Source organism: Actinoplanes sp. KI2, from assembly GCF_025630775.1.
GTDB lineage: Bacteria > Actinomycetota > Actinomycetes > Mycobacteriales > Micromonosporaceae > Actinoplanes.
On record NZ_JAOSZE010000061.1, the window covers coordinates 24,840 to 51,490 of the forward strand.

Annotated in this window: 17 protein-coding genes and 1 pseudogene; 6 read left to right on the forward strand and 12 right to left on the reverse strand. The window is 71.9% G+C overall.

Annotated elements, in window-relative coordinates:
- Positions 1-8: 8 nt before the first annotated feature.
- From ODJ79_RS41620 to cysC, 4 genes are all read right to left on the reverse strand, one after another.
- The gene (locus ODJ79_RS41620) at positions 9-1,238 is read right to left on the reverse strand and encodes a hypothetical protein (RefSeq protein ID WP_263029234.1); all 1,230 of its coding nucleotides are present in this window, start codon (positions 1,236-1,238) and stop codon (positions 9-11) included.
- Positions 1,235-2,623, reverse strand: a complete 1,389-nt coding sequence (locus ODJ79_RS41625; RefSeq protein ID WP_263029235.1) for an O-antigen ligase family protein — start codon at positions 2,621-2,623, stop codon at positions 1,235-1,237. The genes ODJ79_RS41620 and ODJ79_RS41625 overlap by 4 nt, the downstream gene beginning before the upstream one ends.
- Complete coding sequence (locus ODJ79_RS41630; protein ID WP_263029236.1) at positions 2,620-4,500, reverse strand: Wzz/FepE/Etk N-terminal domain-containing protein; 1,881 nt, start codon at positions 4,498-4,500, stop codon at positions 2,620-2,622. The genes ODJ79_RS41625 and ODJ79_RS41630 overlap by 4 nt, the downstream gene beginning before the upstream one ends.
- A gap of 97 nt (positions 4,501-4,597) precedes the next feature.
- Complete coding sequence (gene cysC, locus ODJ79_RS41635) at positions 4,598-6,106, reverse strand: adenylyl-sulfate kinase (RefSeq protein WP_263029237.1); 1,509 nt, start codon at positions 6,104-6,106, stop codon at positions 4,598-4,600.
- A 157-nt stretch (positions 6,107-6,263) separates the two neighbouring features.
- Between cysC and ODJ79_RS41640 the strand changes: the two genes are divergently transcribed.
- Positions 6,264-7,424: an endoglucanase gene (locus tag ODJ79_RS41640; RefSeq protein ID WP_263029238.1), complete on the forward strand. Its 1,161-nt coding sequence runs from the start codon at positions 6,264-6,266 to the stop codon at positions 7,422-7,424.
- 127 nt (positions 7,425-7,551) lie between these two features.
- Here ODJ79_RS41640 and ODJ79_RS41645 read toward each other — a convergent pair whose 3' ends face one another.
- The 6 genes from ODJ79_RS41645 to ODJ79_RS41670 all read right to left on the reverse strand — a co-directional run bounded on the left by ODJ79_RS41645 (position 7,552) and on the right by ODJ79_RS41670 (position 15,719).
- Positions 7,552-8,262: an ABC transporter permease gene (locus tag ODJ79_RS41645; RefSeq protein WP_263029239.1), complete on the reverse strand. Its 711-nt coding sequence runs from the start codon at positions 8,260-8,262 to the stop codon at positions 7,552-7,554.
- The gene (locus ODJ79_RS41650; protein WP_263029240.1) at positions 8,262-9,173 is read right to left on the reverse strand and encodes an ABC transporter ATP-binding protein; all 912 of its coding nucleotides are present in this window, start codon (positions 9,171-9,173) and stop codon (positions 8,262-8,264) included. Before ODJ79_RS41650 ends, ODJ79_RS41645 begins: the two co-directional genes overlap by 1 nt.
- Positions 9,170-10,033, reverse strand: a complete 864-nt coding sequence (locus tag ODJ79_RS41655; RefSeq protein WP_263029241.1) for an ABC transporter permease — start codon at positions 10,031-10,033, stop codon at positions 9,170-9,172. The genes ODJ79_RS41650 and ODJ79_RS41655 overlap by 4 nt, the downstream gene beginning before the upstream one ends.
- Positions 10,026-10,940, reverse strand: a complete 915-nt coding sequence (locus tag ODJ79_RS41660) for an ABC transporter ATP-binding protein (protein ID WP_263029242.1) — start codon at positions 10,938-10,940, stop codon at positions 10,026-10,028. Before ODJ79_RS41660 ends, ODJ79_RS41655 begins: the two co-directional genes overlap by 8 nt.
- Positions 10,941-11,048: 108 nt before the next feature.
- Positions 11,049-13,844 carry a phosphoenolpyruvate carboxylase gene (gene ppc, locus ODJ79_RS41665; protein ID WP_263029243.1) on the reverse strand — a complete coding sequence of 932 codons (2,796 nt, stop codon included), beginning with the start codon at positions 13,842-13,844 and terminating at the stop codon, positions 11,049-11,051.
- Between the two features lie 120 nt (positions 13,845-13,964).
- Complete coding sequence (locus ODJ79_RS41670; protein WP_263029244.1) at positions 13,965-15,719, reverse strand: hydrogenase maturation protein; 1,755 nt, start codon at positions 15,717-15,719, stop codon at positions 13,965-13,967.
- Between the two features lie 170 nt (positions 15,720-15,889).
- On the opposite strand from ODJ79_RS41670, the gene mfd reads away from it, so the two are divergent.
- On the forward strand, positions 15,890-19,522 hold the full coding sequence (gene mfd, locus ODJ79_RS41675) for a transcription-repair coupling factor (protein ID WP_263029250.1): 3,633 nt from the start codon (positions 15,890-15,892) through the stop codon (positions 19,520-19,522).
- Between the two features lie 6 nt (positions 19,523-19,528).
- On the opposite strand, the gene ODJ79_RS41680 is transcribed toward mfd, so the two are convergent.
- Positions 19,529-21,253 carry an ATP-binding protein gene (locus ODJ79_RS41680; RefSeq protein ID WP_263029245.1) on the reverse strand — a complete coding sequence of 575 codons (1,725 nt, stop codon included), beginning with the start codon at positions 21,251-21,253 and terminating at the stop codon, positions 19,529-19,531.
- Between the two features lie 242 nt (positions 21,254-21,495).
- On the opposite strand from ODJ79_RS41680, the gene ODJ79_RS41685 reads away from it, so the two are divergent.
- The 4 genes from ODJ79_RS41685 to ODJ79_RS41700 all read left to right on the forward strand — a co-directional run bounded on the left by ODJ79_RS41685 (position 21,496) and on the right by ODJ79_RS41700 (position 25,774).
- Positions 21,496-22,392: a rhomboid family intramembrane serine protease gene (locus ODJ79_RS41685; protein ID WP_263029246.1), complete on the forward strand. Its 897-nt coding sequence runs from the start codon at positions 21,496-21,498 to the stop codon at positions 22,390-22,392.
- Between the two features lie 142 nt (positions 22,393-22,534).
- Positions 22,535-23,179 carry a hypothetical protein gene (locus ODJ79_RS41690; RefSeq protein WP_263029247.1) on the forward strand — a complete coding sequence of 215 codons (645 nt, stop codon included), beginning with the start codon at positions 22,535-22,537 and terminating at the stop codon, positions 23,177-23,179.
- A 2-nt stretch (positions 23,180-23,181) separates the two neighbouring features.
- Entirely contained in the window at positions 23,182-24,147 is a 966-nt protein-coding gene (locus ODJ79_RS41695) for a MazG family protein (protein ID WP_263029248.1), read from the forward strand.
- Between the two features lie 10 nt (positions 24,148-24,157).
- Positions 24,158-25,774 (forward strand): DUF885 domain-containing protein, encoded by a 1,617-nt coding sequence (locus ODJ79_RS41700; protein ID WP_263029249.1) that lies wholly within the window; start codon positions 24,158-24,160, stop codon positions 25,772-25,774.
- A 361-nt stretch (positions 25,775-26,135) separates the two neighbouring features.
- Here the strand turns inward: ODJ79_RS41700 and ODJ79_RS41705 are convergent.
- Positions 26,136-26,651: pseudogene (locus ODJ79_RS41705) on the reverse strand (hypothetical protein); the annotation flags it as partial.

Genomic DNA, 26,651 nt, shown 5'->3' on the forward strand with positions numbered 1-26,651 from the left:
TGCTCTCCTCAGAGCTCCTCGACCCGGCGGACGAGCACCGGCAGCAACCAGGTGCCCAGCACGCCGAGGCGGGCGCCGGCCTCGGCCTGGCGGTCGGTCAGATAGCGGGCGGCCAGGTCGACCAGGTACAGCAGCGCGGTCACCTCGCGGCCGGCCGGCGGCACCCCGAACGGGACCAGCAGCTCGCCGGCCCGGCGCACGGTCTGCTCGACCGCGTCGGTGGCGTCGTCGGTGGCCTGGATCCGTCGCTGCAGCTCGTGGTGCACGGCGTCGAAGCCCATCGGCACACCGGTGGCGAACCGCTCCCAGTCCCAGACCAGCAGCGTCTCGGCGACGTTCGCCATGTTCCACGGCGCCCAGTCGCCGTGCCACGACCCGTACCGGAAGACGGTGTCGCCGGCGTGCTTGACCAGCAGTTCGGCCGCCGGGCCGAGGCCGGCGCCCTCCGGCCGGCCGGTCACCGCGGCCAGCCGGCCGCGCAGCTCCTGCCAGTACCCGCTGGAGTCGAGCGGCCCGGTGGTGTAGCCGCAGCAGCCGGCGACGTCCAGCATGGCGGCGACCAGCCGGCGCTGGGTCAGCCGCGCGCGCGGCAGCCAGACCGGCAGCGCCGACTGGATCAGCACCTCCAGCCCGCGCCACTCGCCCGCGTGCAGCACCCGCGGCACGGCCAGCCTGGTCAGGCCGCTGGCGCCGAGCGCGTTCAGCGCCGCCGTCTCGGCCCGGATCAGCCGGCAGGTCAGCGGGCCGGTGCCGAGCTTGCCGAAGCCGAACGTCTCGCCGTCGGCATCGATCAGCTGCAGCACCGGCTTGCGGTTGGCCCGAGCCGGTCCGATGTGGACGCTGACCGACAGCTCCCGGCCGAGCTGCTCGCTCAGGTGGCCGTCGATGCTGGACGAGAACGGGCCGGTCACCCGGACCCGGTCGCGCAGCAGCACCGCGGACGCGCCGGTGCGAACGGCGGCGACCACCGCGTCCCGCTTCAGCCGGGCGGCCCGGGACTGCGGCTCGGCGTACCGGCGGACCGCTGCGGCGGCCACCCGGCGCGAGGCGGACGGGACCAGCAGGCGGGGCCGGCGCGCGTCCGGGACGACCAGGTACTCGGCGATCGGGGTGCCGGGCGACCCGTCCGTGCGGCAGGGCCACGGGTAGAGCAGGTCGAGCACCTCGTTCAGGTACTGGGTGCGCAGCGCCGCGTCGCCGGCGGTCAGCTCGGCGGGCGCGGTCTTCACCGGACTCATGTCGGATCCCCCTCCATCGAGTTGCGCCAGAGCAGCGCAACGGCCAGAACCATGAAGGCCAGCGGGGTGACCAGCGAGTTGTACCAGAGCATCGCGGAGAACGAGGTCACCAGCGCGGCGCTCGCGGCCACCCCGATCGCGCTGCGATCGCGCCGGAAACGCCACAGGACGTACGTGAAGAAGCCCAGGTAGCCGGCGGTGCCGACGATGCCGTGCGAGTAGAGCAGCTGCCAGAGCTGGCCGTTACCGCCGACCGTGAAGTTCCCGCAGCGCTCGCAGCTCGAGGTCTCGCCCACGGCGATCGACTGCCGTCCGCCGGCGGTGTTCCGGGTGCCGCCGTACCCCACGATCGGGGAGCCGCCGATGCCGTCCAGCGCCCGGTCGACCAGGAACGAGCGGACGCCGTTGGACTTGCCGTTGTCCAGCCGGGCGCCGACCACGTCGCCGAGCGGCGTGACCGTCAGGGCCAGGCCGAGCAGCGCGATGGCCACCGCGAGCACCCCGGTGATCCACATCTTGCCGGCCAGCACGTACCGGGCGGCGACGTAGACGATCAGGAGGCCGAGGCCGATCCACAGCCCCCGGTTGAGCGAGACCACCGCCGGCACGATCGAGACCAGCAGGCACACGATCGCCCAGAACCTGACCGATCGCTTTCGACTCTGCCCGGCCGCGACCACCAGCCAGCCGGCCAGCAGGCAGAAGTTGTTGCCCCAGGTGTTGGTGTATCCCCAGGGTGCGGCCGGGCGCGGCCGGTCACCGCCGACCAGGTCCATGATCTGTGCGGCGTACGGGTGCACCAGCGACTGCACGAAGCCCTTGTTGCGCACCGCGGCCGGCAGCAGCATCTCGACCGGCGAGGTGAACTGGAAGTGCCCGGCCACCATGCCGAGCAGCCCGCCGGCCACGGTCACCACGAACAGCCAGCCGAGGTATTTGACCAGGCGACGCTTCGGCAGCTCGGCCTCGGTCAGGTTGCCGGCGTACAGGAGCAGGACGGTCAGCGCCGCGTACATGACCAGCTTGTAGGCCGCCCCGGGCAGCCGGGCGGTCGCGTGCTCGGCGATCGTGCCCGGCGGGTCGACGCCGAGCGCGCCGAGGCTCACCACGACCGCGATCAGGAACAGTGCCCACCAGAGAAAACCCGGTGGCAGGCGCAGCGGGCGCCCGGCGAGGCGGCGGCGCAGCAGCAGGAAGAGCATGGGCACGGCCATGACGGCGAAGATGAGCACGCCGAGGCCGAGCGCCCACCAGAGCGGATAGAGCGCCAGGATGCTCACGACCGGCCAGGCCGGCAGGGTCAGGGGCTTACCGGCGCCGTGCGCGGGGCCGGCGGTCCGTCCGGTATCCGCGGTGGCTGTGGCGGCCCTGGCGGCCGGCGTCACTTCCCGTCGCCGTCCTTGGCCACCGTGGACATGTCGATCACGGCGGTGACCTCGTCGGCCGACTCCGCGGTGCGCGGGCGGACCTGCGGCTTCTCCGCGGTCTTCTCGGCCGCGACGGCCGCGGAGGCTGCGGCGGCTGCGGAGGTCGCCGCGGCTGCGGAGGCCGGCGCGGCTGCGGAGGCCGGCGCGGCGGCTGCGGAGGCCGCTGCGGAGGCCCTGGCCTTCTCCGCCGCCGACATCGTGTTGGTCGGGAAGCGCATCGGCTGGGTGAAGTCCGGATCCGTGCCGCTACCGGGCCCCTCCGGACGGGCCGCCTTGCTGTCCCTCTCGGCCGCGGACAGGACGACCGCGGGGCCGCTCGGCTCGGGGCCACGCAGGTTGGTGAGGCGGGGGAGGACCACCGCCCCCAGCAGCGGGGTGCCCACCCGCTGCAGTTGCTCGGCCGCGTCCAGCAGGGCCGGCCGGCGCGACTTGCGCAGCTCCACCGCGAGCAGGGCGGCGTCGGCGAGGCTGGCCAGCCCCTGCGCGTCCGCGCTGCTGCTGGTCGACGGGGCCTCGATCACCACGTACCCGCCCTGCCGGCGCAGCGCCTCCAGGGTGTCCTTGAGCCGCTGCGACTGCATCAGGCCGGCCGCGGTGGCCGCACCGCCCGTGGTGATCACCCGCAGCGACGGGATGCGCGGGGTGCGCTGCAGCACCCGCGCCAGGCCGACCCGCCCGGCCAGCAGGTCGGACAGGCCCGGCACGGCGGAGACGCCGAGCATCCGGGCCAGTGGTGCGGCGTCCACGACGCTGTCCGGCAGGTGCGCGCCGATCAGCACCACGTCGCTGCCGGTACGGGCGAGCGCGGCGGCCAGGTTCGCGGCCACCAGGGTCGCGGCCGACCCGCGGCTGGTGCCGGTCACCACGATGACCTGGTCGCTCGGGCTCAGGGTCGCCAGGATCTCGTTGCGCAGCCGGTTGAAGATCCGGCCCCCGGCGCCGTACGGCTGCAACACGTCGTCGAAGTGCGGCGTGGTGCGTTCGTCCAAGGCGGCCAGCACGTGCACCCGGCCGCGGTCGCGCACGTCGGCCGCCGAGCGCAACCGCCGGTCGAACCGCTCGCGGAGGAACGCCAGCGCCGCTCCGAGCAGCAGCCCGACCATGCCGCCGGTGGCCAGGTTGATCATCGGGTTCGGGCTGCTCGGGGTGTCGGGCAGGCGGGCGTCGCTGATGATGTCGCCGGCGCCGACCGTGGTCGTGGTCAGCTCGTTGAGCCGGCTGGTCAGCCCGTTCAGCTGGTTCTGCGAGTTGTTCCGCAGGCTCATCAGGTTGCCCTCGTCCGGGCTGCCCCGGAAGGTGCGGGCCAGCCGGCTGTTGATCCCGGTCAGCGTCGTGGTGAGCTGCTTGATCTTCAAGCTCAGCGTCTTGATCTGCTGGTTCAGCTCGCTCTGCGCGGTGTTCTGGCGGTTGCGCAGGTAGGCCTCGGCGAACGCGTGCGCGCCGGACTGGGCCTCCTGCGCCGTCCCGGCCTGGAACGTGATGACCAGCACGGTGGTGTTCGCCGGCACCTCGACCGAGGCGTCCTTGGCCAGGTCGATCGGCGATCGGCTGGTCCGCAGCAGCTGCGCCGCCCCGGTGGCCACCGCTCCGGAGCGCACCAGCTGCGCCTCGGTGTCCAGGTTGACCGCTCCCTTGGTGCGGCCGCCCTGCGCGTTGGTGTCCTGGTCGAGCGCCTGCACCAGGACGGAGGCCGACGACTCGTACGTCTTGGGCAGCGTCCTGGTCAGCACGACACCCGCACCCAGACCCGCACCGGTCGCGATCAGGGCGATCCACCAGTGACGGCGGAAGATGCCGAGATAGTGCGAGACATCGGCGGGGCGAGACGCTTCCATTGGTGGCGGCCCTTTCGGGGGTCGAGTGAGTCGTTGATGCAAACGGGCGTTTTGTCCCCAGGGGGGTAAACGGCTCACTCCCGCCGACGTAATGGGCCTAGGTCAGTTTCGGCTCCACCCAGCCGTTCTCCACGAGGTAGGCGAGTACCAGCTCGATCGCCTCGGGCACCGTGATGGTGGTGGTGTCGATGGTCAGCTCGGCGTGCGCCGGCTCCTCGTACGGGTCGTCGATGCCGGTCAGCCCGCGCAGCTGGCCGGCCCGCGCCCGGGCGTACAGGCCCTTGCGGTCGCGCTGCTCGCAGACCTCGAGCGGGGTGTTCACGTGGACGAGCACGAACCCGGCGCCGGCGTCCTGGGCCATTCCGCGCACGGCGGCGCGGGCCGACTCGTACGGTGCGATCGGGCAGGCCACCGCCATGCCCCGATGCCGGCCCACCTCCGCCGCGACCCAGCCGATCCGGCGGACGTTGCGGTCGCGGTCGGCCTTGCTGAAGCCCAGTCCCGCGGAGAGCTCACGGCGCACCACGTCGCCGTCGAGCAGGGTGATGGTGCGCTCGCCGGACTCGCGCAGCGAGTCGGCGAGACCGCGGGCGATGGTCGATTTGCCCGAGCCGGAGTACCCGGTGAAGAACACCACGAGGCCGCGGTGCCGGCGCGGCGGGCGGGCCCGGGTCAGCTCCTTGGCCACCGCGGGCGGGGTGTGCCACTCCGGCAGCGGGAAGCCGCGGTCCAGCACGTCATTGATCTCGGCGGGGGTCATCGCGAGCCGGCGGTTGCGCGGCGGGATGTCGTCCCGCCAGCGCCACTGGCCGTCCCGGTTGTCGTAGGCGAGCTCGCGGGGCACCAGCACCCGCAGGCCGCCGCCGGAGAGCATCTCGCCGGTGGAGAGCATGTGCGTGACACCGTACGCACCGGCGACGCGCGCCCGCAGCAGCGCGTCACGCATCTCGTCGCCGCGGTTGAGCAGCGAAACCGCGACGATCGTGGCCGGCGGCATCCGGTCGCGGGCCGCGAAGACCGCCCGGACCAGCGCCTCGGGCGGCACGCCGTCCGGGCCGGGGCCGCTGACCGGGATGAGGATCAGCAGGTGCGCGGCGAGGGTGCGAGCCGCGTGCGCGATCTGGGCCAGCTGCGGCCGGTGCAGCGGCCGGTCGGCGATCACGCCGAGCACCCGGCCGGGCGGCAGTAGCGCCCGGACCTCCGCGGGGGTGCGCCGGAGCCGCTGGAACGGGCCGTGCCCGCCGTCGCCCATCCGGCGGACCGTGCCGCCCACGCCGTACGTGCGCTCGCCGGTCGACCAGGCGTCGGTGACCTCCAGCGCGGCGACCGGCGCGCCCTCGGGGTCGGTCAGGATGATCGTGCGGTGCAAAGGGTCCTCGAGCACCAGGTCGCTCGCCAGCTCGGCGGGCACCTCGAGGGTGACCGGGACCGGCCACTGGGTGCCGTCGGCGAGCCGGCCACGGCGGCGCAGCGAGTTCAGATCGGCGCGGCCCAGGAAGCCGGTGAGCGGGGCATACGCGCCGGAGAGCAGCAGTTCGAGGTCCGCGAGCTCGTGCGCGTGCGGCGTGTACGACGGGGCGTCGCGCAGCACGTCCTCGGGAAGCACCGAACCATTCACCTTTGCATCCCCCTGCGGCCGATTAGGGGACAGTTTCTCAGTCCGCCTGATCGCGGTCGAGACGGGTCTCCGGTTAACTCTTTTGTCTGATTAGTTCTCGTCCGGTTATGGACAAACAAGACATTCGTCATAATACTGGCTCCTCGTGACTCGACGCCCGCGCCGCTTCCGGCTGCTTCCCCGCGCCGTCGTCCCGGCGGCACTCGTCCTCGCGCTCGCGACGACCTCCGCCTGGGCGTCGACGCCGTCGCCGTCACCCTCGACCCCGGCGGCCGAAACCACCTCGGACGGGCCGCCCGCGGTCGTCGATCCGCAGCCCTCGTCCGAGCCGGACGTGGCATCTCCGCGGGGCGCCTGCCGCACCGGGGTCAAGCTGGTGCCGACCTGTGGCGTCCTCTGGGGCGCCGCGCCCGGCGCGCACACCGACACCCGCGGCGCCGACGCGCTTGCCGAGTTCGAGCGCAAGACGGGGCGTACGCAGGCGATCTACCACTCCTACCACGGCGGGATCCGGCAGTTGTTCCCGACGCCGCAGGAGATAGCGATCGCCCGCGAGCCCGGCCGGCATCGCATCCTGTTCCTCAACTGGAAGCCCGAGTCGGCCTCCTGGGCGGCGATCGCCCGCGGCGACAAGCCCACCGACGATTTCCTCGACCGGCTCGCCGCGCACATCAAGCAGACGTTCCCCGAGCAGTTCTTCCTCGCCATCCACCACGAGGGCGAGAACGAGGTACGGCCCGAGGCCGGCTCCGGCTACACCGCCCAGGACTACGCGGCGATGTTCCGGCACGTGGTCCTGCGGCTGCGGGCGCACGGCGTGACCAACATGGTGACGGTGCTGGTGCACATGACGTACGTGCCGCACGCGACGCAGAGCTGGTTCAACCAGATGGACCCCGGCGACGACGTGGTCGACTGGATCGGCTTCGACACGTACGCGTACAGCGACCCCGGATACGGCCACGGCGACTTCAACGAGATCTTCAACCGGCCGATCGACGTCGCCGGCCGGCGCAGCTGGCCCGGCTTCTACACCTGGGCGGTGACCCGCCACCCCGGCCGGCCCATCATGCTCGCCGAGTGGGGCGTGTGGTCGTCGAAGGCCAATCCGCGGTTCCAGGCGGACTTCTACCGCGACCTCGGCACCGAGCTCGTCCGCTTCCCGATGGTCCGGGCGATGGTCCAGTTCGATACCCCGCACAACAAGAAGGGCCAGGACTCCTCGGTCGACAGCACGCCCGCCGCCCTGCAGGCGTACCGCAACCTGGGCAATCTCCCGATCTTCCAGGTGGCCGTGACGTCGTAGACCGCGCTCAAGTCGCACAGGCAGTGCGCGTGGTGGCGGCCGCCGGCTGGTCTGGTTTCCGGTAGGCCGAGGGTCTCCGTGGCGAGTGGAGACCCTCGGTCGACCCCGAGGCGAAGCAGCCGGTGGCCTAGCTGGTCTCGCCGGCCATGCTGAAGCTGCCCAGCCGGTTGATCGCGTAGAGCGTGCCGCCGACCGCGAAGATCGCGCTCATCACGACGGCCACCCACAGGTCCACCTTGCCGGGCAGGATGGCGGTCGGTGCCATCTTGTCGGCGATCGTGATGACGTACTGCTCGATGGAGAGCACCCTGGTGCCACTCACGAAGCGGCCCAGCAGGCCCTCCCACACCAGGATGTAGACCAGGCCGAGCAGCACCGGCCGCCGGGTCAGCAGGCTCAGCAGCAGGAACAGTGCGGAGTACGCCACCGCGCCGATCGCCGCGGCCACGGCCAGGGCCACTCCGAAGTGGACGTTGTCGGCCAGGACGCCGGTCACGAACAGCGGCACCGCGGCGACCACCGCCGAGACGCCGGCCGCGACCAGCAGCTTGGCCAGGATGATGTCGCGCCGGGGGAGCGGCTTGGTGAGGATGTGGATGATCGTGCCGTCGTCGATCTCGGAGCCGAGCACGCCGGTGCCGACGATCAGGCTGGTCACCGGCAGGACCACGGCGAAGCCGAGGCCGACGATGACCGCCTGACCCCACTGGTCGGGGTGGACGTCGTACGAGCGGCAGAGCGCCGCCAGCCCGATCAGCAGGAGCGGCAACGGCAGCAGCAGGAGCAGCCGGCGGCGGCCGAGGAGGCCACGAGCGGTGATGTAGGCGACCGTGGACATCATGCCTCCAGCAGGTAGGAGAAGACGCTCTCCAGCGACTCGTCGGACGGCAGCAGACGCCGCAGCCGGATGCCCTGGCCGAGGGCGATGCGGGGCAGCGCGCGGGTGAAGCTGCCGTAGTCGGAGGCGCGGACGCTCAGGCCGCCCGGCTCGATCTCGACCCCGCTCACCGATTTCTCGCCGATCAGCGCGACCGCGAGCCGCCGGTCGTCGGAGCTCTGCACGGCGAAGACGTGCGGCCGGTTGGTCATCAGCCGGCGGATGCGGCGGTAGTCGCCGGAGGCCGCGAGCCGGCCCGCCACGATCACCTGGACCAGGCCGGAGAGCTGCTCGACCTCCTCCAGGATGTGCGAGCTGAACAGGATGGTGTGGCCGCGGCCGCCGAGCGTGTGCAGCAGGTCCATCATGTGCATCCGCTGCCGCGGGTCCATGCCGTTGAACGGCTCGTCCAGCAACAGCACCTGCGGCTCGTGCACCAGCGCGCCGGCCACCCGGGTGCGCTGCCGCATGCCCTTGGAGAACGTCTCGATCCGGCGGTCCTGCGCGTCGGTCATCTCGACCATCTCGAGCGCGCGGGCCGCGGCGGCCGCGGGGTCGGGCAGCTTCTGCATCTTCGCGCAGGCGGTCACGAACTCGCGGGCGGTGAGAAAGCCGTGCACCGCCTCCCGCTCGGCGACCAGGCCGAGCGAACGGTAGATCGACGGGTTGCGCCAGGTCGGCTTGCCGTCGATGGTGACGGTGCCCTTCGACGGGGAGAGGAAGCCGGCCATCATGTGCAGCACCGTGGTCTTGCCGGCGCCGTTCGGGCCGAGCAGGCCGGTCACCCCGGGCTGCAGGCTCATGCTGATGTCGTTGACCGCCACCACGTTGCCGTACCAGCGGGAGACGTTCTGCAACTCGACGACGCTCACAGCGAGGCCACCTTCCGGTAGCGGGCCAACAGCAGCAGCAGGCAGGCGGCGATCAGGCAGAACGCCTCGATCCCGTAGATCGGGCCGAAGTCGCCGAGGTCCAGGCCCAGGTCGGCGCGGTTGCGCAGCCAGATCTCCACGCCGTTGACCAGCGCGATCGGGCTGGCGAGCCCGGCCAGGTGGTGTGCGGTCTCCGAGGGCAGCGAGCTCAGCACGCCGACCACCGGCGCGGTCATCAGGAACACCGCGACGATGCCGCCGGCCGCGAAGGCGCGCTTGCCGGTGAGCGAGGCGATCAGCAGGCTGATGCTCGTGAAGACCAGCGCCCAGAGCAGGCTGTAGCCCCAGCCGGGAATGAGCAGCCCGAGCTCGTGCCACACCCCCTTCATGCCGGTCTTCGTGGTGAAGGCGCCGGTCAGGAACATCACGAACTGGGGTACGCCGAGCAGCAGCCAGACGGCGGTGACCAGCGCGGCCACCTTCGCCAGCACGTAGTCGGCGGCGCGCAGCGGGCGGCTGAAATACAGCGGCAGCACCCCCGAGCGCAGGTCCCGGGAGACCAGCTCGGGCGCCACGATCGCGACGAAGAAGATGACCAGCAGGCTCATCGTGTTGGCGATCTCGTAGTAGTCGAAGAGCCAGCGACCGATCTGCGAGCGTACGCCCGCATTGATCACCGCGACGAGCAGCACGATGCCGGCCACGCCCCACGGGAAGATCTTGGATTTGGCGCTGCGGCCCAGCCCGAACGAGGCCCGCAGGCCGTGCGTGTAGAGCGCGCCCAGCACGGCGGCCCGGCCGAGACGGGGCCCCTGATACCGCTGGTATCCGATGTCGTGGATCACGCCGGCGTCAGACATCGGCCGTCTCCTTCTTGGTGAAGAGCTCGGCGACGCGGTGGCGCCGCTGGTCCAGGCGGTGCAGCGGAAGGTCCAGCTCGGCGACGGCCTGGAGAATCCGGTCGTACGCGTCATCCGACTCCAGCGGCACCAGGAGCACCCGGCCCTCGGGGGTGACCTCGAACCCGAGATCGCGCAGGCACGCGGCGAGCTCGTCGGTGCCCTCGCTGACCTCGACGGCGAGCACGTCGGACGCCGCGGTCATCGACGAGATGCGGTCGGCGCGCAGCAGGCGGCCGCCCTCGATCGCGATGAGCGAGTCGCAGATCCGCTCGACCTCGCCGAGCAGGTGCGAACAGACCACCACGGAGATGCCGAACTCGTTGCCGATCCGCTGCACCAGGGTCAGCATGGCGTCGCGGCCGGCCGGGTCGAGGCCGTTGGTCGGCTCGTCGAGCAGCAGCAGGTCGGGGTCGTGCACGAGCGCCTGGGCCAGCTTGACCCGCTGCTTCATGCCGGTCGAGTAGCCGCCGATCTGGCGGTACCGTTCCTCGTAGAGGCCGACGTGGCGCAGCGCCTCGGAGGCCCGCTCGCGCGCCGCGGTCTTGGGCAGCCCGCTGAGCCGGCCCACGTGGGTGACGAACTCGGAGGCCGAGACATCCGGCGGGAGGCAGTCGTTCTCCGGCATGTAGCCGACCCGGGCGCGCACCTTGTCGGTCTCGGTGACCGGGTCGATATCGAACACCCGTACGGCGCCCGAGCTGGGCGCGAGGAGCCCCAGCATGATTTTGATGAAGGTGCTCTTGCCGGCGCCGTTCGCCCCGACGAGCCCGATGACGCCCGCGTCGACCGCGACGGTGAGGTCGGACAACGCCGTCACCCCGCCGCCATAGGTCTTGGTCAGCGCCTGAGTCGCGATGATGGTCACGGGCCCAGCCTAGGAACTGACCGCACCTCGGCGGATCCGGAGAATCCCTGAGGGTCCTCTCGGGGTCTCTCAGCCCGCTCTCAGCTTACGGCCCGTGACCAGATCATCTCAGCCGGTGTTGCGCATGCCGGCGGCGATGCCGTTCACCGAGGTGAGCAGGGCCCGCTCCAGCGCCGTCGAGTCCGACGGCGCGCGCCGCGCACCCGGCGCGGTGGCCTGCTGCCGCTCGCCGTCGCCCAGGTCGCGGTACTGCCGCAGCAGCGCGACCTGCAGGTGGTGCAGCGGCAGCAGGTAGGTGTCGCGCACCCCCAGCGTCCGCTTGAGCTCGGGCTGCGAGGCCAGCAGGTCGTTTCCGCCGGTGATCGTCAGCACCTCGCGGACGGTCAGCTCGTACTCCGCGACGATCTTGGAGAAGATCGGGTGCAGCTCAGCCGGCACCAGCGTCTCGACGTACCGGCGGGCGATCTCCAGGTCGGTCTTGTTCAGCATCATCTCGACGTTCGACAGGAACGTCTTGAAGAACTGCCAGCTGCCGTACATCTCGCGGAGCGCCTCGGTGTGCCCGGCGGCCCGGGCCGCGGCGAGGCCGGAGCCCACGCCGAACCAGCCGGGCACGATCTGCCGCGTCTGGGTCCAGCCGAACACCCACGGGATCGCGCGCAGGCCGCCCAGCCCGGCGTCGGCGTTCGGCCGCTTGGCCGGTCGCGAGCCGATGTTGAGCTGGCCGAGCAGCTCGGTGGGGGTGGCCGCCCAGAAGTAGGCCGGCAGGTCCGGGTCTTCGACCAGCGACCGGTACGCCGCGAACGCCGCGTCCGAGGCGGTGTCCATGGTCGCGTCCCAGCGCTCGAGGTGCTGCTTGTCGACCGACGGCGTGGTGTGCAGCAGCGTCGCCTGCAGCACCGCGGCCACGGTGAGCTCGAGGTTCTCCCGGGCCAGGGCGGGCAGCGTGTACTTGTCGGAGATGACCTCGCCCTGCTCGGTCACCTTGATCGCGCCGTCCAGCGTGCCGTACGGCTGGGCCAGGATCGCCTCGTGGGTGGGGCCGCCGCCCCGGCCGACGGTCCCGCCGCGGCCGTGGAAGAGGCGCAGGCGTACGCCGTGCCGGGCCGCCACGTCCCGCAGCGAGCGCTGCGCCTTGTGGATCCGCCACTGGCTGGTGGTGATCCCGGCCTCCTTGTTGGAGTCCGAGTAGCCGAGCATGACCTCCTGCACGTCGCCGCGGGCCCGGACGATCTCCCGGTAGGCGGGCAGGGACAGCATCTCGTCCAGCAGGTCGCCGCCCGCGTCGAGCTCGGCCGGCGTCTCCAGCAGCGGCACGATGTTCACCCGCGCCCGGCCGGTGTGGATGTCGACCAGGCCGGCCTCGCGGGCCAGCACCGCGGCGGCGAGCACGTCGTCGACGCCGAGGGTCATCGAGATGATGTACGTCTCGATGACGTCCATCCCGAACCGGTCCTGCACCTCGCGGATCGTGTTGAACACGTCGAAGGTCTTGCGGGCCGCGTCGGTGAGCGGGGTGTCGGCGCTGGCCAGCGGACGCCGGCCGGTCAGCTCGGCGGCCAGCAGCTTGGTGCGCTCGGGCCGGTCCAGCGCGGCGTAGTCCTCGACCTCGCCGACCTGGGCGTACATCTGCTGGAGCACCTCGTGGTGCTTCTCGGCGTGCTCGCGGACGTCGAGGGTGGCCAGCTGCAGGCCGAAGGCGGAGACGGTGCGGATCGCCGTGGCCACCGCGCCGACGGCGGTGAGCTGACCGGAGTTGCGGGCCAGCGAGGCGCGCATCAGCTCGAGGTCGCTGATCAGCTCGTCGTTGCCGAGGTAGTCGCGGCCCGGCACGTGCCGGGTGCCGGCGCCCAGCCGCTTGCGGGTGTTCGCGAGCTTCGCCTTGATCGCCCGTACCTTCAGCCGGTACGGCTCCTCGGCGTTGGTCTTGCGGAACCGGGGCGCGACCTCGGGCAGGTTGTCCAGGTCCTTGGCGAGCGACGCGGACAGGTCGAGGGAGACGCCGCGCAGCCGCCGGGAGACCGACAGCTCGTCGATCAGCTTGTCCATCGCCCGCTCGGTGGCCTGGATGCCCTGCTCGTGCTGGATCATCAGGACGTCGCGGGTGACCGCCGGGGTGACGAAGGGGTTGCCGTCCCGGTCGCCGCCGATCCACGAGCCGAAGGTCAGCGGGCGGGCCGTGGGCGCGGTCTCCACGCCCAGGTTGCGCAGCGTCTCGGCCAGATCGGCGAGCACCTGCGGGGCGGCGTCGGCGTACAGGTCGCGCAGGTAGTAGACGGCGTTGCGGGCCTCGTCGGTCGGGTCCGGCCGGTCCAGCCGCAGCTCGTCGGTCTGCCAGAGCAGGTCGATCAGCTCGGCGAACCGGCGGGTCGAGGCGGTGGTGTCCGAGGCGCCGTAGAGCACCTGGGCGGCGGCCTCGTTGTCCAGCTCGTCGGCGACCTGGCGCAGCTTGGAGAGGATCGACCGGCGGGCGGCCTCGGTCGGGTGCGCGGTGAAGACCGGGCGCACCGCGAGCCGGCGGGCGGCCGCGGCGATCTCGTCGGCCGGCACCCCGCGCTCGGCGATCCGCTTGGCCGCCTGGTCCAGCCAGCCGCCGTCGCGAGCGCGGCGCCGCCGCAGGTCGCGGGCGCGGTGCACCTGCTCGGTGATGTTCGCGAGGTGGAAGTAGGTGGAGAACGCGCGGGCCAGCTTGGTGCCGGTGGTGACGTCCATCGCCGCGAGGCGCTCGGCCGCGGCGGGCGCGTCCTGCCGGACCAGGGCCCGGACCTCCTCGACGAGGTCGAGCAGGGGGCGGCCCTCCTGGCGGGCCAGGGTCTGACCCAGCAGCGTGCCGATGCGCCGGATATCGGCGCGTAGCGCGGCGTCCGGGCCGTCGGGGTCGAGGTGGCCGTGCTGGTCGGTCATCGGGGAGCTCCTTACCCGTTGAGTGCTCCAGGACGGCGCTGTCCCGACCCGCCGATGGTATCGGCGCGACCCGAGGACCGGGTGAATTGAGGCAAGTCTCACCTCAGTGCCCCGGAATCGTCAGGCGGACACGGGCACCGCCGGGCGCAGCACGGTCGCGCGGGAGCGGGCCGCCTTCTTTCTCTTGAACAGCAGCCGCGACGGCGTCTCGGCCGGCTTGACCTTGCGGACGAAGGCGTGCCGGGCCGCGGCGAAACCGGACCGGTCGGCGTACATGTCGCGGCTCATCTCGGCCAGCTCGCGCGCCTCGTAGACCTCCAGCGGGACGCGCTCGGCGGCGAGCCGCCGGGCCTTCTGCTGACGGCGGTTGCGCGCCGTGCGCCCCTCGCTCTCCCGTTCGGCGAGGGCCTGCAACCATTCCCCGTACGCGTCGAGCCCGCCCGGCCCGACCTCGTCGACCAGGCCGATCGAGCGCGCCCCCGAGCAGCTCAGCGGCAGCTTGTCGTCGACCAGTTGCTGTGCCCGCACCGGCCCGACCCGCCGGGGCAGGGTGAAGGTGTGCAGCTCGGAGCCGTAGAGCCCGATGTCGTAGTACGGGTTGAGCACGATCCCGTCGCGGGCGGCCACGATGTCCGCGCCGAGCCCGAGCATCACGCCCCCGGCGCCGGCGCTGCCCGCGTACGCGGCGATCACCACCTGCCGGGTGCACGTGATGATCTCCCGGCACACCTCGTTGATCGCCCGGATGTTCGCCCAGGCCGCGCTGGCCGGGTCGGGCGACGCCTCGATGACGTTGAGGTGGACGCCGTTGCTGAACGCGTCCGCCCCGCCCCGCAGCACCAGCACCTCGGTGTCCTGGCCGGCCGCGTGCCGCAGCCCGGCGAGCAGCCGGCGGCAGTGCCCGGGCGCCATCGCGCCGTTGTAGAAGTCGAATGCCAGCCAGCCGACCGCGCCGGTGCGCCGGTACCGAATCTGCCGGTAGGCGGCCGGGTGCTCGGGCTCGGCGCCGGGCGGCAGCGGCGAGTGCGGCACCCCGCGCAGCCGGGCGCCGAGCAGCGTGGTGGCCGGCAGCTTGATCCCGGCCCGCCCGTCGCCGAGTTCGGCGGCCCGCAGGTGGCCCAGCCAGACGCTGCCGTCGCCGGTGCCGACCAGCACCGCGCCCTGCCGGCGGCTGAGCAGCTGACCGGGCCGGCCGGCGTGACCGAGGCCGGGCGACGCGTCGTACGCGAAAACCGGCAGCCCACCCAGCTCGGCCCGGACGCCCGGCGCGCCGTCGGCGGCCCGGATCTTCCGGACGATCTGCTCGGTCGGGTCGCCCCAGTCGAAGGCCCGGTCGGACTGCCGCATCAGCGGGCGCAGCCGCGCGCCGGGCACCTCGGTGGGCGCCCGGTCGGCCGGCACCGGGGTGAACGCCGGGTCGCCGGCCTTGGCGACCACCTCGAAGACGCACTCCATCGCGGCGTCGGCGACCGGCCCGTTGTACATCGACGACTTGCGCGGCGGCACGGCCGGGACGGCGAAGGTGCGGGTGGCCCAGATCGGCCCGGCGTCCATCTCCTCGACGGCCTGCAGCGCGGTTACCCCCCACGTCCGGGCGCTCTCGCTGATCGCCCAGTCCAGCGAGGACGGACCGCGGTCGCCGACCGGGCCGGGGTGGATGATCACCGTGCGCCACCGCCGCCAGACCCGGGCGGGCACCCGGTCCTTGAGGAACGGGCAGATGATCAGGTCGGGGTTGGCCCGGGCGACGTCCTCGACCATGCCCGTCTCGCTCGTCGCGAACAGCACGCCGACCTCGTGCCCGGCCTCGCGCAGGGCACACCAGGCCCGCTGGCTCAATCCGTTGAACGCCGTAACGAGCAGCAGGATCCGCACGTTTGCCCTCCTGGGAACGTTTTGGGAACGCGGGACCTGCGAGTTTTCTCCGCATATCGACGGCTATGTCGGACATGTTGTCCGACCCCGTTCTGTCAGAGGTCCGGACTAGACTTCCTCGCATACCCCCGCCCGTCTGGGCGCTTGGGGTTATTCGACGTGGGGTGACCATGCAACTCTCCGGCCTGATTCCCGCCGCCCTTCGCGACCGAGGGCTCGCGCGTGCCCGCGACCTGGCGCGCAAGGCCAATCCCGGTGAGCTCAGTGTCGACTCCGACTCGCTCGACCTGACCGCGCCGGCCTCGCTGCGCCCGTTCGTGGTGGCCGCCGTCGCCGGCGAGGCCCGTCTCGGCGGCGCGGGCCGCCCCGTGCTCGCGGTCACCGCCACCAGCCGCGAGGCCGACGACCTGGCCGACGCGCTGGGCTGCCTGATCGACCCGGCCCGGGTGGCGGTCTTCCCGTCCTGGGAGACGCTGCCCCACGAGCGGCTCTCCCCGCGCTCCGACACCGTCGGCCGCCGGCTCGCCGTGCTGCGCCGGCTCGCCCACCCCGAGGGCCAGCCGCTCGAGGTGATCGTGGCGCCGGTGCGCAGCGTGCTGCAGCCCCAGCTCAAGGGCCTCGGCGACCTCGAGCCGGTCGAGCTGGTCACCGGCGGCGAGGCCGAGCTCGAGGCGGTGGCGCGGCGCCTGACCGATATGGCGTACGCGCGGGTCGACCTGGTCACCAAGCGCGGCGAGTTCGCGGTGCGCGGCGGCATCCTCGACGTCTTCCCGCCGACCGACGAGCACCCGTCCCGGGTCGAGTTCTGGGGCGACGAGGTGGAGGAGATTCGCACCTTCGCCGTCGCCGACCAGCGCACCATCGACCCCGTCTCGCGGCTCTGGGCGCCGCCCTGTCGTGAGCTGCTGCTGACGCCTGACGTGCGCGCGCGGGCGGCTTCGCTGGCCGCCGCGCATCCGGAAATTTCCGAGATCCTGGAAAAATTGGCCGAGGGCATCCCGGTCGAGGGCATGGAATCGCTGGCCCCGGCGCTGCTGCACGGCACCGACAGCATGGAGCTGCTGCTCGACTGCATGCCGGCCGGCACCCACGTGCTGCTCTGCGACCCCGAGCGGATCCGCACCCGCGCGCACGACCTGACCCGTACGTCGGACGAGTTTCTCGAGGCTTCCTGGGCGGCCGCGGCGGTCGGCGGCCAGGCGCCGATCGACGTCGGCGCCGCCGCCTTCAAAACCCTTGCCGACGTACGCGCGCACGCCGCCACCCTGTCGCAGCCGTGGTGGACGGTGTCGCCGTTCGGCCTGGCTTCTTCCGACGACGCGCCGGCCGACGATCAGCCGTGGCTCGAGGCTGCGCCGTCGGTGGAGGTCTCGCCGGATCTTGGGGACGCGATCGCGCTCTCCGCGCAGCCGGTGGCGCTCTATCACGGCGACACCTCCCGGCTCGTCTCGGACATTTCCGAATGGTCGAGCGCGGGGTGGGCGATCGCGCTGGTCTTCGAGGGCCACGGCACCGCCCAGCGGGCCACCGAGGTGCTGCGCGACTCCGGCGTCGGCGTCACCCCGGTCGACTCGATCGAGACCCCGATCGAGCCCGGCCAGCTGCTGATCACCTGCGGCGGGCTCAACCACGGCTTCGTCGACGCCGGCTCCCAGCTCGCCGTGATCACCGGCAACGACATCAGCGGCGGCCGCGGTGCCTCCACCAAGGACATGCGGCGGATGCCGTCGCGCCGGCGCAACACGATCGACCCGCTCGAGCTCAAGCCCGGTGACTTCGTGGTGCACGAGCAGCACGGCATCGGCAAGTACGTCGAACTGGTGCAGCGCACGGTCAACGGCGCCGACCGGGAATACCTGGTCATCGAGTACGCGCCGTCCAAGCGCGGCCAGCCGGGCGACCGGCTGTACGTCCCGACCGATCAGCTCGACCAGCTGTCCCGCTACGTCGGCGGCGAGCAGCCCTCGCTGCACAAGATGGGCGGCGCCGACTGGCAGAAGAGCAAGGCGCGGGCCCGCAAGGCGGTACGCGAGATCGCCGCGCAGCTGATCCAGCTGTACGCGGCCCGCCAGGCGTCCAAGGGCCACGCGTTCGGGCCGGACTCACCCTGGCAGCGCGAGCTGGAAGACGCGTTCCCGTACACCGAGACCCCCGACCAGCTGGCCGCGATCAGCGAGGTCAAGCACGACATGGAGCTGGCCGTCCCGATGGACAGGCTGATCTGCGGCGACGTCGGCTACGGCAAGACCGAGATCGCGGTGCGCGCGGCGTTCAAGGCGGTGCAGGACGGCAAGCAGGTCGCCGTGCTGGTGCCCACCACGCTGCTCGCCCAGCAGCACTTCAACACCTTCACCGACCGGATGGGCCAGTTCCCCGTCAAGATCAAGCAGCTGTCCCGCTTCCAAACCCCCGCCGAGGCCCGGCAGACGCTCGACGAGGCCGCCGCCGGCACGGCCGACATCGTGATCGGCACGCACCGCCTGCTCGCCAACTCGACCAGGTTCAAAAACCTCGGCCTGATCATCGTGGACGAGGAGCAGCGCTTCGGCGTCGAGCACAAGGAGCAGCTCAAGGCCCTGCGCGCGTCGGTCGACGTGCTCACCATGTCGGCCACCCCGATCCCTCGTACGCTCGAGATGGCGATCACCGGCATCCGCGAGATGTCCACCATCGCCACCCCGCCCGAGGAACGCCACCCGGTGCTCACCTTCGTCGGCGCCCACGACGAGAAGCAGGTGGCCGCGGCCATCCACCGCGAGCTGCTGCGCGACGGACAGGTCTTCTACCTGCACAACCGGGTCGAGTCGATCGACCGGGCCGCCCGCAAGCTGCGCGAGCTGGTCCCCGAGGCCCGGGTCGCGGTGGCGCACGGCCAGATGAGCGAGGACCAGCTGGAAAAGGTGATGGTCGGCTTCTGGGAGAAGGAGTTCGACGTCCTGGTCTGCACCACGATCGTCGAGTCCGGCATCGACATCCCGAACGCCAACACGCTGATCGTCGAGCGCGCCGACCTGCTCGGCCTGGCCCAGCTGCACCAGATCCGCGGCCGGGTCGGCCGGGGCCGCGAGCGGGCGTACGCGTACTTCCTCTACCCGCGGGAAAAGCCGCTGACCGAGCAGGCCCACGAGCGCCTCGCCACCATCGCCCAGCACACCGAGCTGGGCGCCGGCATGTACGTGGCGATGAAGGACCTCGAGATCCGCGGCGCCGGCAACCTGCTCGGCGGCGAGCAGTCCGGCCACATCGAGGGCGTCGGCTTCGACCTGTACGTCCGCATGGTCGGCGAGGCAGTCCAGGCCTTCAAGGGCGAGCGCCCCGAGGAGGAGCCCGAGGTGAAGATCGACCTCCCGGTCGACGCCCACCTCCCGGTCGAGTACATCGCGGTCGAGCGCCTCCGCCTGGAGATGTACCGCAAACTGGCCGAGGCCCGCGACGACAAACAGCTCGACGAGGTGGTCGCCGAGATGACCGACCGCTACGGCGAGCCCCCCGAGCAGGTCGCCAACCTGATCGCGGTCGCACGCTTCCGCCAGGTGGCCCGCGCGTACGGCCTGACCGACGTGTCGATGCAGGGCAAGCACATCCGCTTCTCCCCGCTGCCCCTGCCCGACTCGAAGCAGCTGCGCCTGAAGCGCTACCACCCCGACGCCGTCTACAAGCAGGCGACCGACCAGGTCAGCGTCCCCCGCCCGGCCACCCGCCGCATCGGCGGCGAGCCCCTGCGCGACCAGGCGCTGCTGCAGTGGTGCGCCCAGCTCCTCAAGGACGTCCTGGGGGAGGTGCCCGCCAAGATCCCGGCCTGAACCGCGTCACGGGCTCGCCGACCACCGGGCGCTCCGCGATCGAGGCTTGCCGAGCATCACGATGCGGCCCTTCTTCCGAAGAGTCTCCAACGCGTGTTGCACCTGGACTTTGGTCAATCCCGTGGTCTGCTCCAGCTCGGCTCGGAGGCGAGGCTCGCCCGCCAGCGCAGCCAGGATATGCCGCTCGTTGGCGGTGAGGTCGCCGTCGTGTAGCGGGTCATCGCCCGAGCCGGCTCGGGCCAGCGTCGTCAGTTGATACGTCGCGGAGCCGCGGGTTCCCGCCTGCTCGACCACGCCGGCATCGACGAGTTCCTTGAGCTCGCGAGTCGCGATCCGGCTGTCCTGCACGCCGGTCGACGACCGGAAAGTGCTGTTGGTCAGCGCGGCGCCATTCCGCATGATCACCAGCGCAGTCATCTGCGAGCGGGACAGCGGCGGTACGGGAAGAGAAGCGAGCCAGGTGAGCGCGTCCTCGTCCAGGAGGGTGTGGTTCGGGAACTCGACGGCGAACGAGGAGATGTCGTCGGTGAACCGCGGGGGCTCCATGCCTGCCTCGCCCAGCGCCACGAGGATGCGGGTGATACCGGTGCCTCTGTTCTCACAGACCATGTGCCCGTCGCCGAACGGGGTGTCCTCGAGGATCTTGAGCAGCGCACGGTTCCGCGAGGACGTGACCGTGGACGCGCCGAGTGAGCCGACGTCGACCGGACCGTACAGTCCGCCCGGGTTCCGGATGAGCAGTCGGTCGGGGTACATCTCGACCTGCACCTGCATGCCGCGGGCGAACTCCGAATAGTCGCGGTGGACGAGCGCGTTGACGAGCGCCTCGCGGAGAACCTCCTCCGGGTACTCCCATTCGTCGACACGGAAGATGCCGGAGACGATGCTGCGTCGGCGCATGTTCCGTTTGAGTACGCGGATGCACTCGGCGACGATCGCGGGGATCGGGCCGTCGATCGAGCGATTCTCCGTGAAGCGCTCCCCGAACTTTCCCAGGACGCCGGCCTCGGTGGCGGGGAAGGCGACGACCGTGAGGTCGAGTTGAGGCTCGAATGTCTGCGGATAGAAGCCGAAGACGAGCAGCCCCGCCAGGGTCGGCACCACCCTTCCCTCGTGCACGGTCAAGACATTTAGCATCGTGAGTGCGCGCTGGTCGTCCACCCGGCGAAAGATGTCGCTCTTCGTGTCCCGAACGCGTCTGAGGAACGCCGTGACAAGAGCGGGGTCCAGGTCCTCCAACGTTGCCGCGGGAATGGGCGTCAGGTCGTGGCGCGGCTCCGTCCGGTTGGCCAGGAGAACGGCGACCTCATAGTCGGTCAGTTTGCGGTCGCCATCCGCGATGCGGATCCGCGAACCCGCCCACGGCCCGAGGGCCCGCTTGTGACAGGGGCGCTGGTCGCGCGGGACGGGCGGGACCGTGCACAGCACCACGCTCCGACGGTCAAGAGTCAAGGTCACGATCTCGGCTCGGACTGGCGGCTCCATTTCGGAGCAGACAGCACCCACCTGGGCTTCCGTCATGCCGGGGTCGTCGACTCCGGTAACGGTGAAGCCGCTTTTCTCGTCGACGCCGAGGAGGATCTGGCCACCACCGGCGTTGGCGAAGGCGCTGATCGACTCCCACAGCGTGGCCGGCAAGCCGCCCTTCGCCCGCTTCACCTCGCAGGTGAGGTGGTCGGCGCCGTGCGCGCGCAGCGACTCGATCAGTTCGGTGAGCTCCGACTGTTCCACTGGCGGTCTCCGATTCGGCTGACGCCATCGCTGCGACACAGCTTCCCACACAGCAGCGCCGACGTGCAACACAGACGCACTGTGGTACTACACAGGAGCCCACCTGTACTACACAGAGGCTCCTCCGGGCGCCGGACACCAGAGGACGAGCTGATTGCAGGTGCGCATCGGGAGGTGCGTTTGCCGGCATCGAGCGGGCAGAATCTCCGCGGCCTGGTTCTTGGAGACGGGGGAGTTGCGCAGTGGAGACCGTGGGTGCGGAGACCACCTGTTATCGCCATCCGCGGCGGGAGACGTACGTCCGGTGCAGCCGGTGCGATCGGTTCATCTGCTCGGACTGCATGCGCGCGGCGCCGGTCGGCCAGCGCTGCCCCGAGTGTGTGAAGGGCGAGAACCGCACCATCCGACAGGCCCGCACGATCTTCGGGGCGCCGGCCGGCGTGACCACCGCCTACGTCACCTACTCGATCATCGCGATCAATCTTCTCGTGTACCTGGTCGAACTGCTCCGGCCGGCGATCATCGAGCGGTTCGACACGCTCGGGACGGCGCTGGTCGACAGTGCCGGCCACTACTACATCGACGACGGGGCGTACCCGGGGTACCACCAAATCGGCGTGCTGCACGGCGAGGTGTGGCGGCTGCTCACCGGCGCGTTCCTGCACGAGTTGCCGGGCGGCGGGTTCGGGCTCACCCACATCGCCTTCAACCTTATGTGGATCTTCACGCTCGGCGTGTTCCTGGAGCGCGAGCTGGGCTGGGCCCGGTTCCTCGCGGTCTACCTGCTCGCGGCGCTGGGCAGTTCGGTGTTGGAGGTGGTCCTCGACCCGCACCAGCGCTCGATCGGCGCGTCGGGCGCCGGGTTCGGCCTGGCCGCGGCGTACTTCGTGGTCACACGGAAGCTGCACCACTACCCGATCGACCGGAACCGGCTGATGCTCTCGTTCGTGCTGTGGCTGGTGCTCGCCGCCGGGTTCACGTCCTGGCAGGGGCACCTCGGTGGCTTGCTCACGGGTGCGGTTGTCGCGCTCGGGATCGCGTACGCGCCCAAGAAGCACCAGACGCAAGCGCAACTGATCGTCCTGGCGGTGGTCACGCTGGTATTGATCGCCGCGATTGCGGCCAAGGCGACCGGTTGATCGATTTCCGGGGGTCGGCGACGTGCGTCACAGAGGACGTGAGAGAGTCATGGCCATGCGCCGTGCTCGCCGACTCGTATCCGTCGCCGTCGTCGCCACCCTGGCCGTGACCGGGCTTTCCGCCTGTCGTTCCGCTCCGACGATGGCCGCCTACGTGGGCGACGTGCAGATCGCCGACACGCGTGTGCAGGCCGTGTACGACGAGGTGCACAACGCGCCTGCCGCCGGCGGGTCGGGCGCGGCCCAGGTCAGCCGTGCCGACGTGGTGGCCGCGCTGGTCGGTGCCGAGCTGCTGCCCGAGGTGGCGAAGCAGCACGGCGTGTCGCTGCCGGCCGAGCTGCCGGTCGAGAGTTACGCGTCGGCCCTCGGCCTCCCGGCGAACGCCGAGTACACCCGCCTCTACGTCCAGGCGAGCATGTACGCCAACCAGCTGCTGCAGAAGGTGACCGGCGGTCCCGCGCCGACCGACGCCGACCTGCGCGAGGTCTACGACGCCCTGATCAAGGCCAGCGGCGGCAGCAGCGGCGCCACCACGTTCGAGCAGTTCAAGGGCAGCCTCAACGACAACAGCAAGCAGGCCGTGCAGGCCGCCGTCGGGGTGCGCAACGAGATCGACAACGCCGCCGCGAAGGCAGATCTCCGGATCAACCCGCGGTTCCAGCCGGCCGCCCTTCCGCTGCTGCAGACCCAGCTGCAGAACGGCGAGGTCGTGGTCCTGATGACGGCCCCCCTCGCCCCGGACGACAAGGCCCCGGTCAGCCCGGCCCCGGTCAACGCCGCCCCCTGAGCATGACCGCGCGGATCGTCCTGCTCGTCACCTCTCCGCGCCTCCCGGCCGGCCTGCTGACCGCGGCCGCGTGGGACGCCGTCCGGGCCTACCCGGTCTTCGCCGCCGCCGAGTCCGAGCAGGCCGCCGTGCTGCGCCAGTCCGGCGTGCCGGTCACCGTGATCGAGCCCGATCCCGAGCGGCTGCTCGCCGAGCTGGGCTCGCTCGAGGCCGTGATCTGGCTGGCCGGACCGGCCGGTGACCAGGACTTCGCCCGCCAGCTGGGTTTGCGGTTGACCCGCCGGCCCGATCTGGCCGAGCTCGAGCTGATGTACGGCTCCTGGGACCCGCCCGGCGCCCGCCTGCTGGACGCGGTCGCCGTGATGGATCGCCTGGTCTCGCCGGGCGGCGACCCGTGGAAGCGCGCCCAGAACCATCGCACGCTCGCGCCGTACATCCTGGAGGAGGCGTACGAGGCGTACGACGCGATCGTCGACGAGGACATGGCCGCCCTCCGTGAGGAGTTGGGCGACGTGTTGCTGCAGATCGTGCTGCACGCCCGGCTGGCCGAGGAGCTGCCGGACGGCGCGGCCTGGGGCATCGACGACGTGGCCGGCGGGCTGGTGGAGAAGATGGTGCGGCGCAACCCGCACGTCTTCGCCGGCGCCGAGGTGACCGGCCTCGACGAGATCACCGACAACTGGGAGCGGATCAAGAAGGCCGAGAAGTCCCGCGACTCGATCCTGGACGGCGTCGCGCTGAGCCAGCCCGCGCTCGCGCTGGCCGCTCAGATCCTGCAGCGGGTCGAACGGGCCGGCCTCGACGTGCCGCTGCCCGACGGCGACGGACTCGGCCCGGCGCTGCTCCGGCTGGTTGCCGAGGCTCGCGCCGCCGGCGCCGATCCCGAGGCGGAGGTACGCCGCGCCACTCTCGATTACGCGGAGGTCGCGCGGAGCGCCGAGCGGGAAAGTGTCAGACCGGCCGAGTAGCTTTCACGGCATGCCGGAGTTCGTTCCTCTCGCCGAGAGCATCGTCGACGCCATCCTGCGCAGCGATCCGGGGCTCGCGTCCGCCACGGGCGACCACCGATTCGACGACCGCATGCCCGACCTCTCCCCGGGCGCCGTGTCCGAGCAGGTGGCCATGCTGCGTGACGCGGCCGACGCGCTCTCCGGCATCGACCCCGAGGCGTTCGGCCCCGAGGACCAGGCCGACCACGCCATCCTCTCGGCCATCGTCGAGCGCGGGCTCTTCGAGCTGACCGACGTGCGCGAGCACGAGTGGAACCCGCTGCACCACAACCCCGGCCCGCTGCTGCATGCGCTGATCGCCCGCCAGTTCGCGCCCGCCGAGGAGCGGCTGGCCAGCCTGGGCGGCCGGCTGGCGGCGATCCCCGACGCGCTGGCCACCGCTCGGGCGGTGCTGCGCGACGTGCCGCGCATCCACGCCGAGACGGCGATCGGCCAGTTCGCCGGCACCGCCGCGCTGATCCGTGACGAGCTTCCCGCCCTGCTCGCCGAGGAGCCCGGCATGCGCCCGGCGGTCGAGCCGGCCGCCGCGGCGGCGTTGGTCGCGCTCGACGAGTTCGACGGCTGGCTGCACGGCCTGCTCGACGGTGGCGACCCGGGCCGCGACCCGCGCCTGGGCCGCCCGCTGTGGGAGGCACGGCTGTGGCACACGCTCGACACCGAGCTGCCCGCCGCCGAGGTGCTGTCCCGCGCCCGCGCGCGGCTCGACCGGGTCGGCGCCGAGCTGCGGGCGGCCGCCGCCGAGCTGATCGGCGGGCCGGAAAGCGACGAGACGGTCCGCCGCGCGCTGAGCCAGCTCGCCGCCGACCACCCCGGCGACGCCACGATCGTCGACCTGGCCCGCGTGACGATGGACGAGGCGACCGAGTTCGTCCGCAAGCACGACGTGCTCACCCTGCTCGACGACCCGTGCGTGATCGAGGAGATGCCCGAGTTCGCCCGCGGCGTCGCGGTGGCCTATTGCGACCCGCCCGGCCCGCTCGAGACCGCCGACGTGCCCACCTTCTACTGCATCTCGCCCACCCCCGCCGGCTGGTCGCCGGAGCGAGTCGAGTCGTTCTACCGGGAGTACAACGACCACATGATCCGCGAGCTGACCGTGCACGAGGCGATGCCCGGCCACTTCCTGCAGCTGGCACACTCCCGCCGGTTCCGTGCCGAGACCCGGGTGCGCGCGCTCGGCTGGTCCGGCCCGTTCGTGGAGGGCTGGGCGGTCTACGCCGAGGAGCTGATGGCCGGCCTCGGCTTCGGCGGTCTCCCGGTGCGGCTCCAGCAGCTGAAGATGCAGCTCCGCATGTCGCTCAACGCGATCATCGACCAGCTGGTCCACTGCGAGGAGCTGCCCGAGGCCGAGGCGATGGGCCTGATGACCGGCGCCGGCTTCCAGGAGGAGGGCGAGGCGGCCGGCAAGTGGCGCCGCGCCCTGCTGACGTCGACCCAGCTGAGCACCTATTTCGTCGGCTACACCGAGGTCGCCGCGATCGCCGCGGCCCGCCCGTTCGGCGCCACCCCCAAAGCCTGGCACGACGCGATGCTGGCGCACGGCTCCCCGGCCCCGCGCCACCTGCGCACCCTCCTGGGCGTCTGAGGCCGCCGCGACGCGGGCTCCCGGGGCGCCTGCGCACGCTCCTGGGCGTTTGCGGGCGGCGCCGATGCCGGGGGCTCCCGGCCCGGGGCGCCTGCGCACGCTCCTGGGCGTTTGAGGGCGGCGCCAATGCCGGGCTCTCGGCCCGGGGCCACCTGCGCACGCTCCTGGGCATCGGAGGGGCGGCGCCGCCGCGCGGCTCCTCCTCCAGCGCCATTGCGAGCGTGACATGGGAGGTCGACCGTGGTCGGCGTTGGCGCACGGCTTCCGCGCCATTCGCTGGGCGTGCCAGGGCGGTGGCGATGCCGGAGCGCGGCTCTCCACCTCGGCGGGGCGTGTCAGGTTGCCGGTGGGGGCGCCTCGCCTACTTGGTGCGCTTGTCGTCCAGTTTGGCGGTGGAGGGGAGGTCGAAGGCGTCCGGCGGGGCCGTTTCCGCGTACGCGGTCAGGGCCTGCTCGTAATGCGTGCCCGCGATCGTGGCGGCGAAGCTGCCCAGCGCCCCCTCGTTGGTAACGCAGAGGCTGAACCGGCGTGTCGGGGTGCCGTCGACGTTGTCCAGGTCGAGGCAGATCGCGTGGCGGCCGGCGATCGTGGTGTCGTGCTGGATGGCGTCGACGTCCTCGTCCAGCGCGGCCGTGTTGAGTATCGCCAGGGCCGCCTCGGGTGTGATCAGCGCGCTGCCGGCCAGCGGGGCGGTCGTCGCGGGCGCCGGGTCGGTCTCGGTGCAGGCCGGGGACTTGCCGTCGGGTTGGCCGCCGGCCTTGCCACCGGCTTGGTCGCCGGCCTTGCTGCCGGTCGTGCCGTCGGGTTGGCTCGCGGTCGCGCTGCCCCCGCTGCTGGTCGCGCCGCCTCCGCTGCTGGTCGCGCCGCCTCCGCTGCT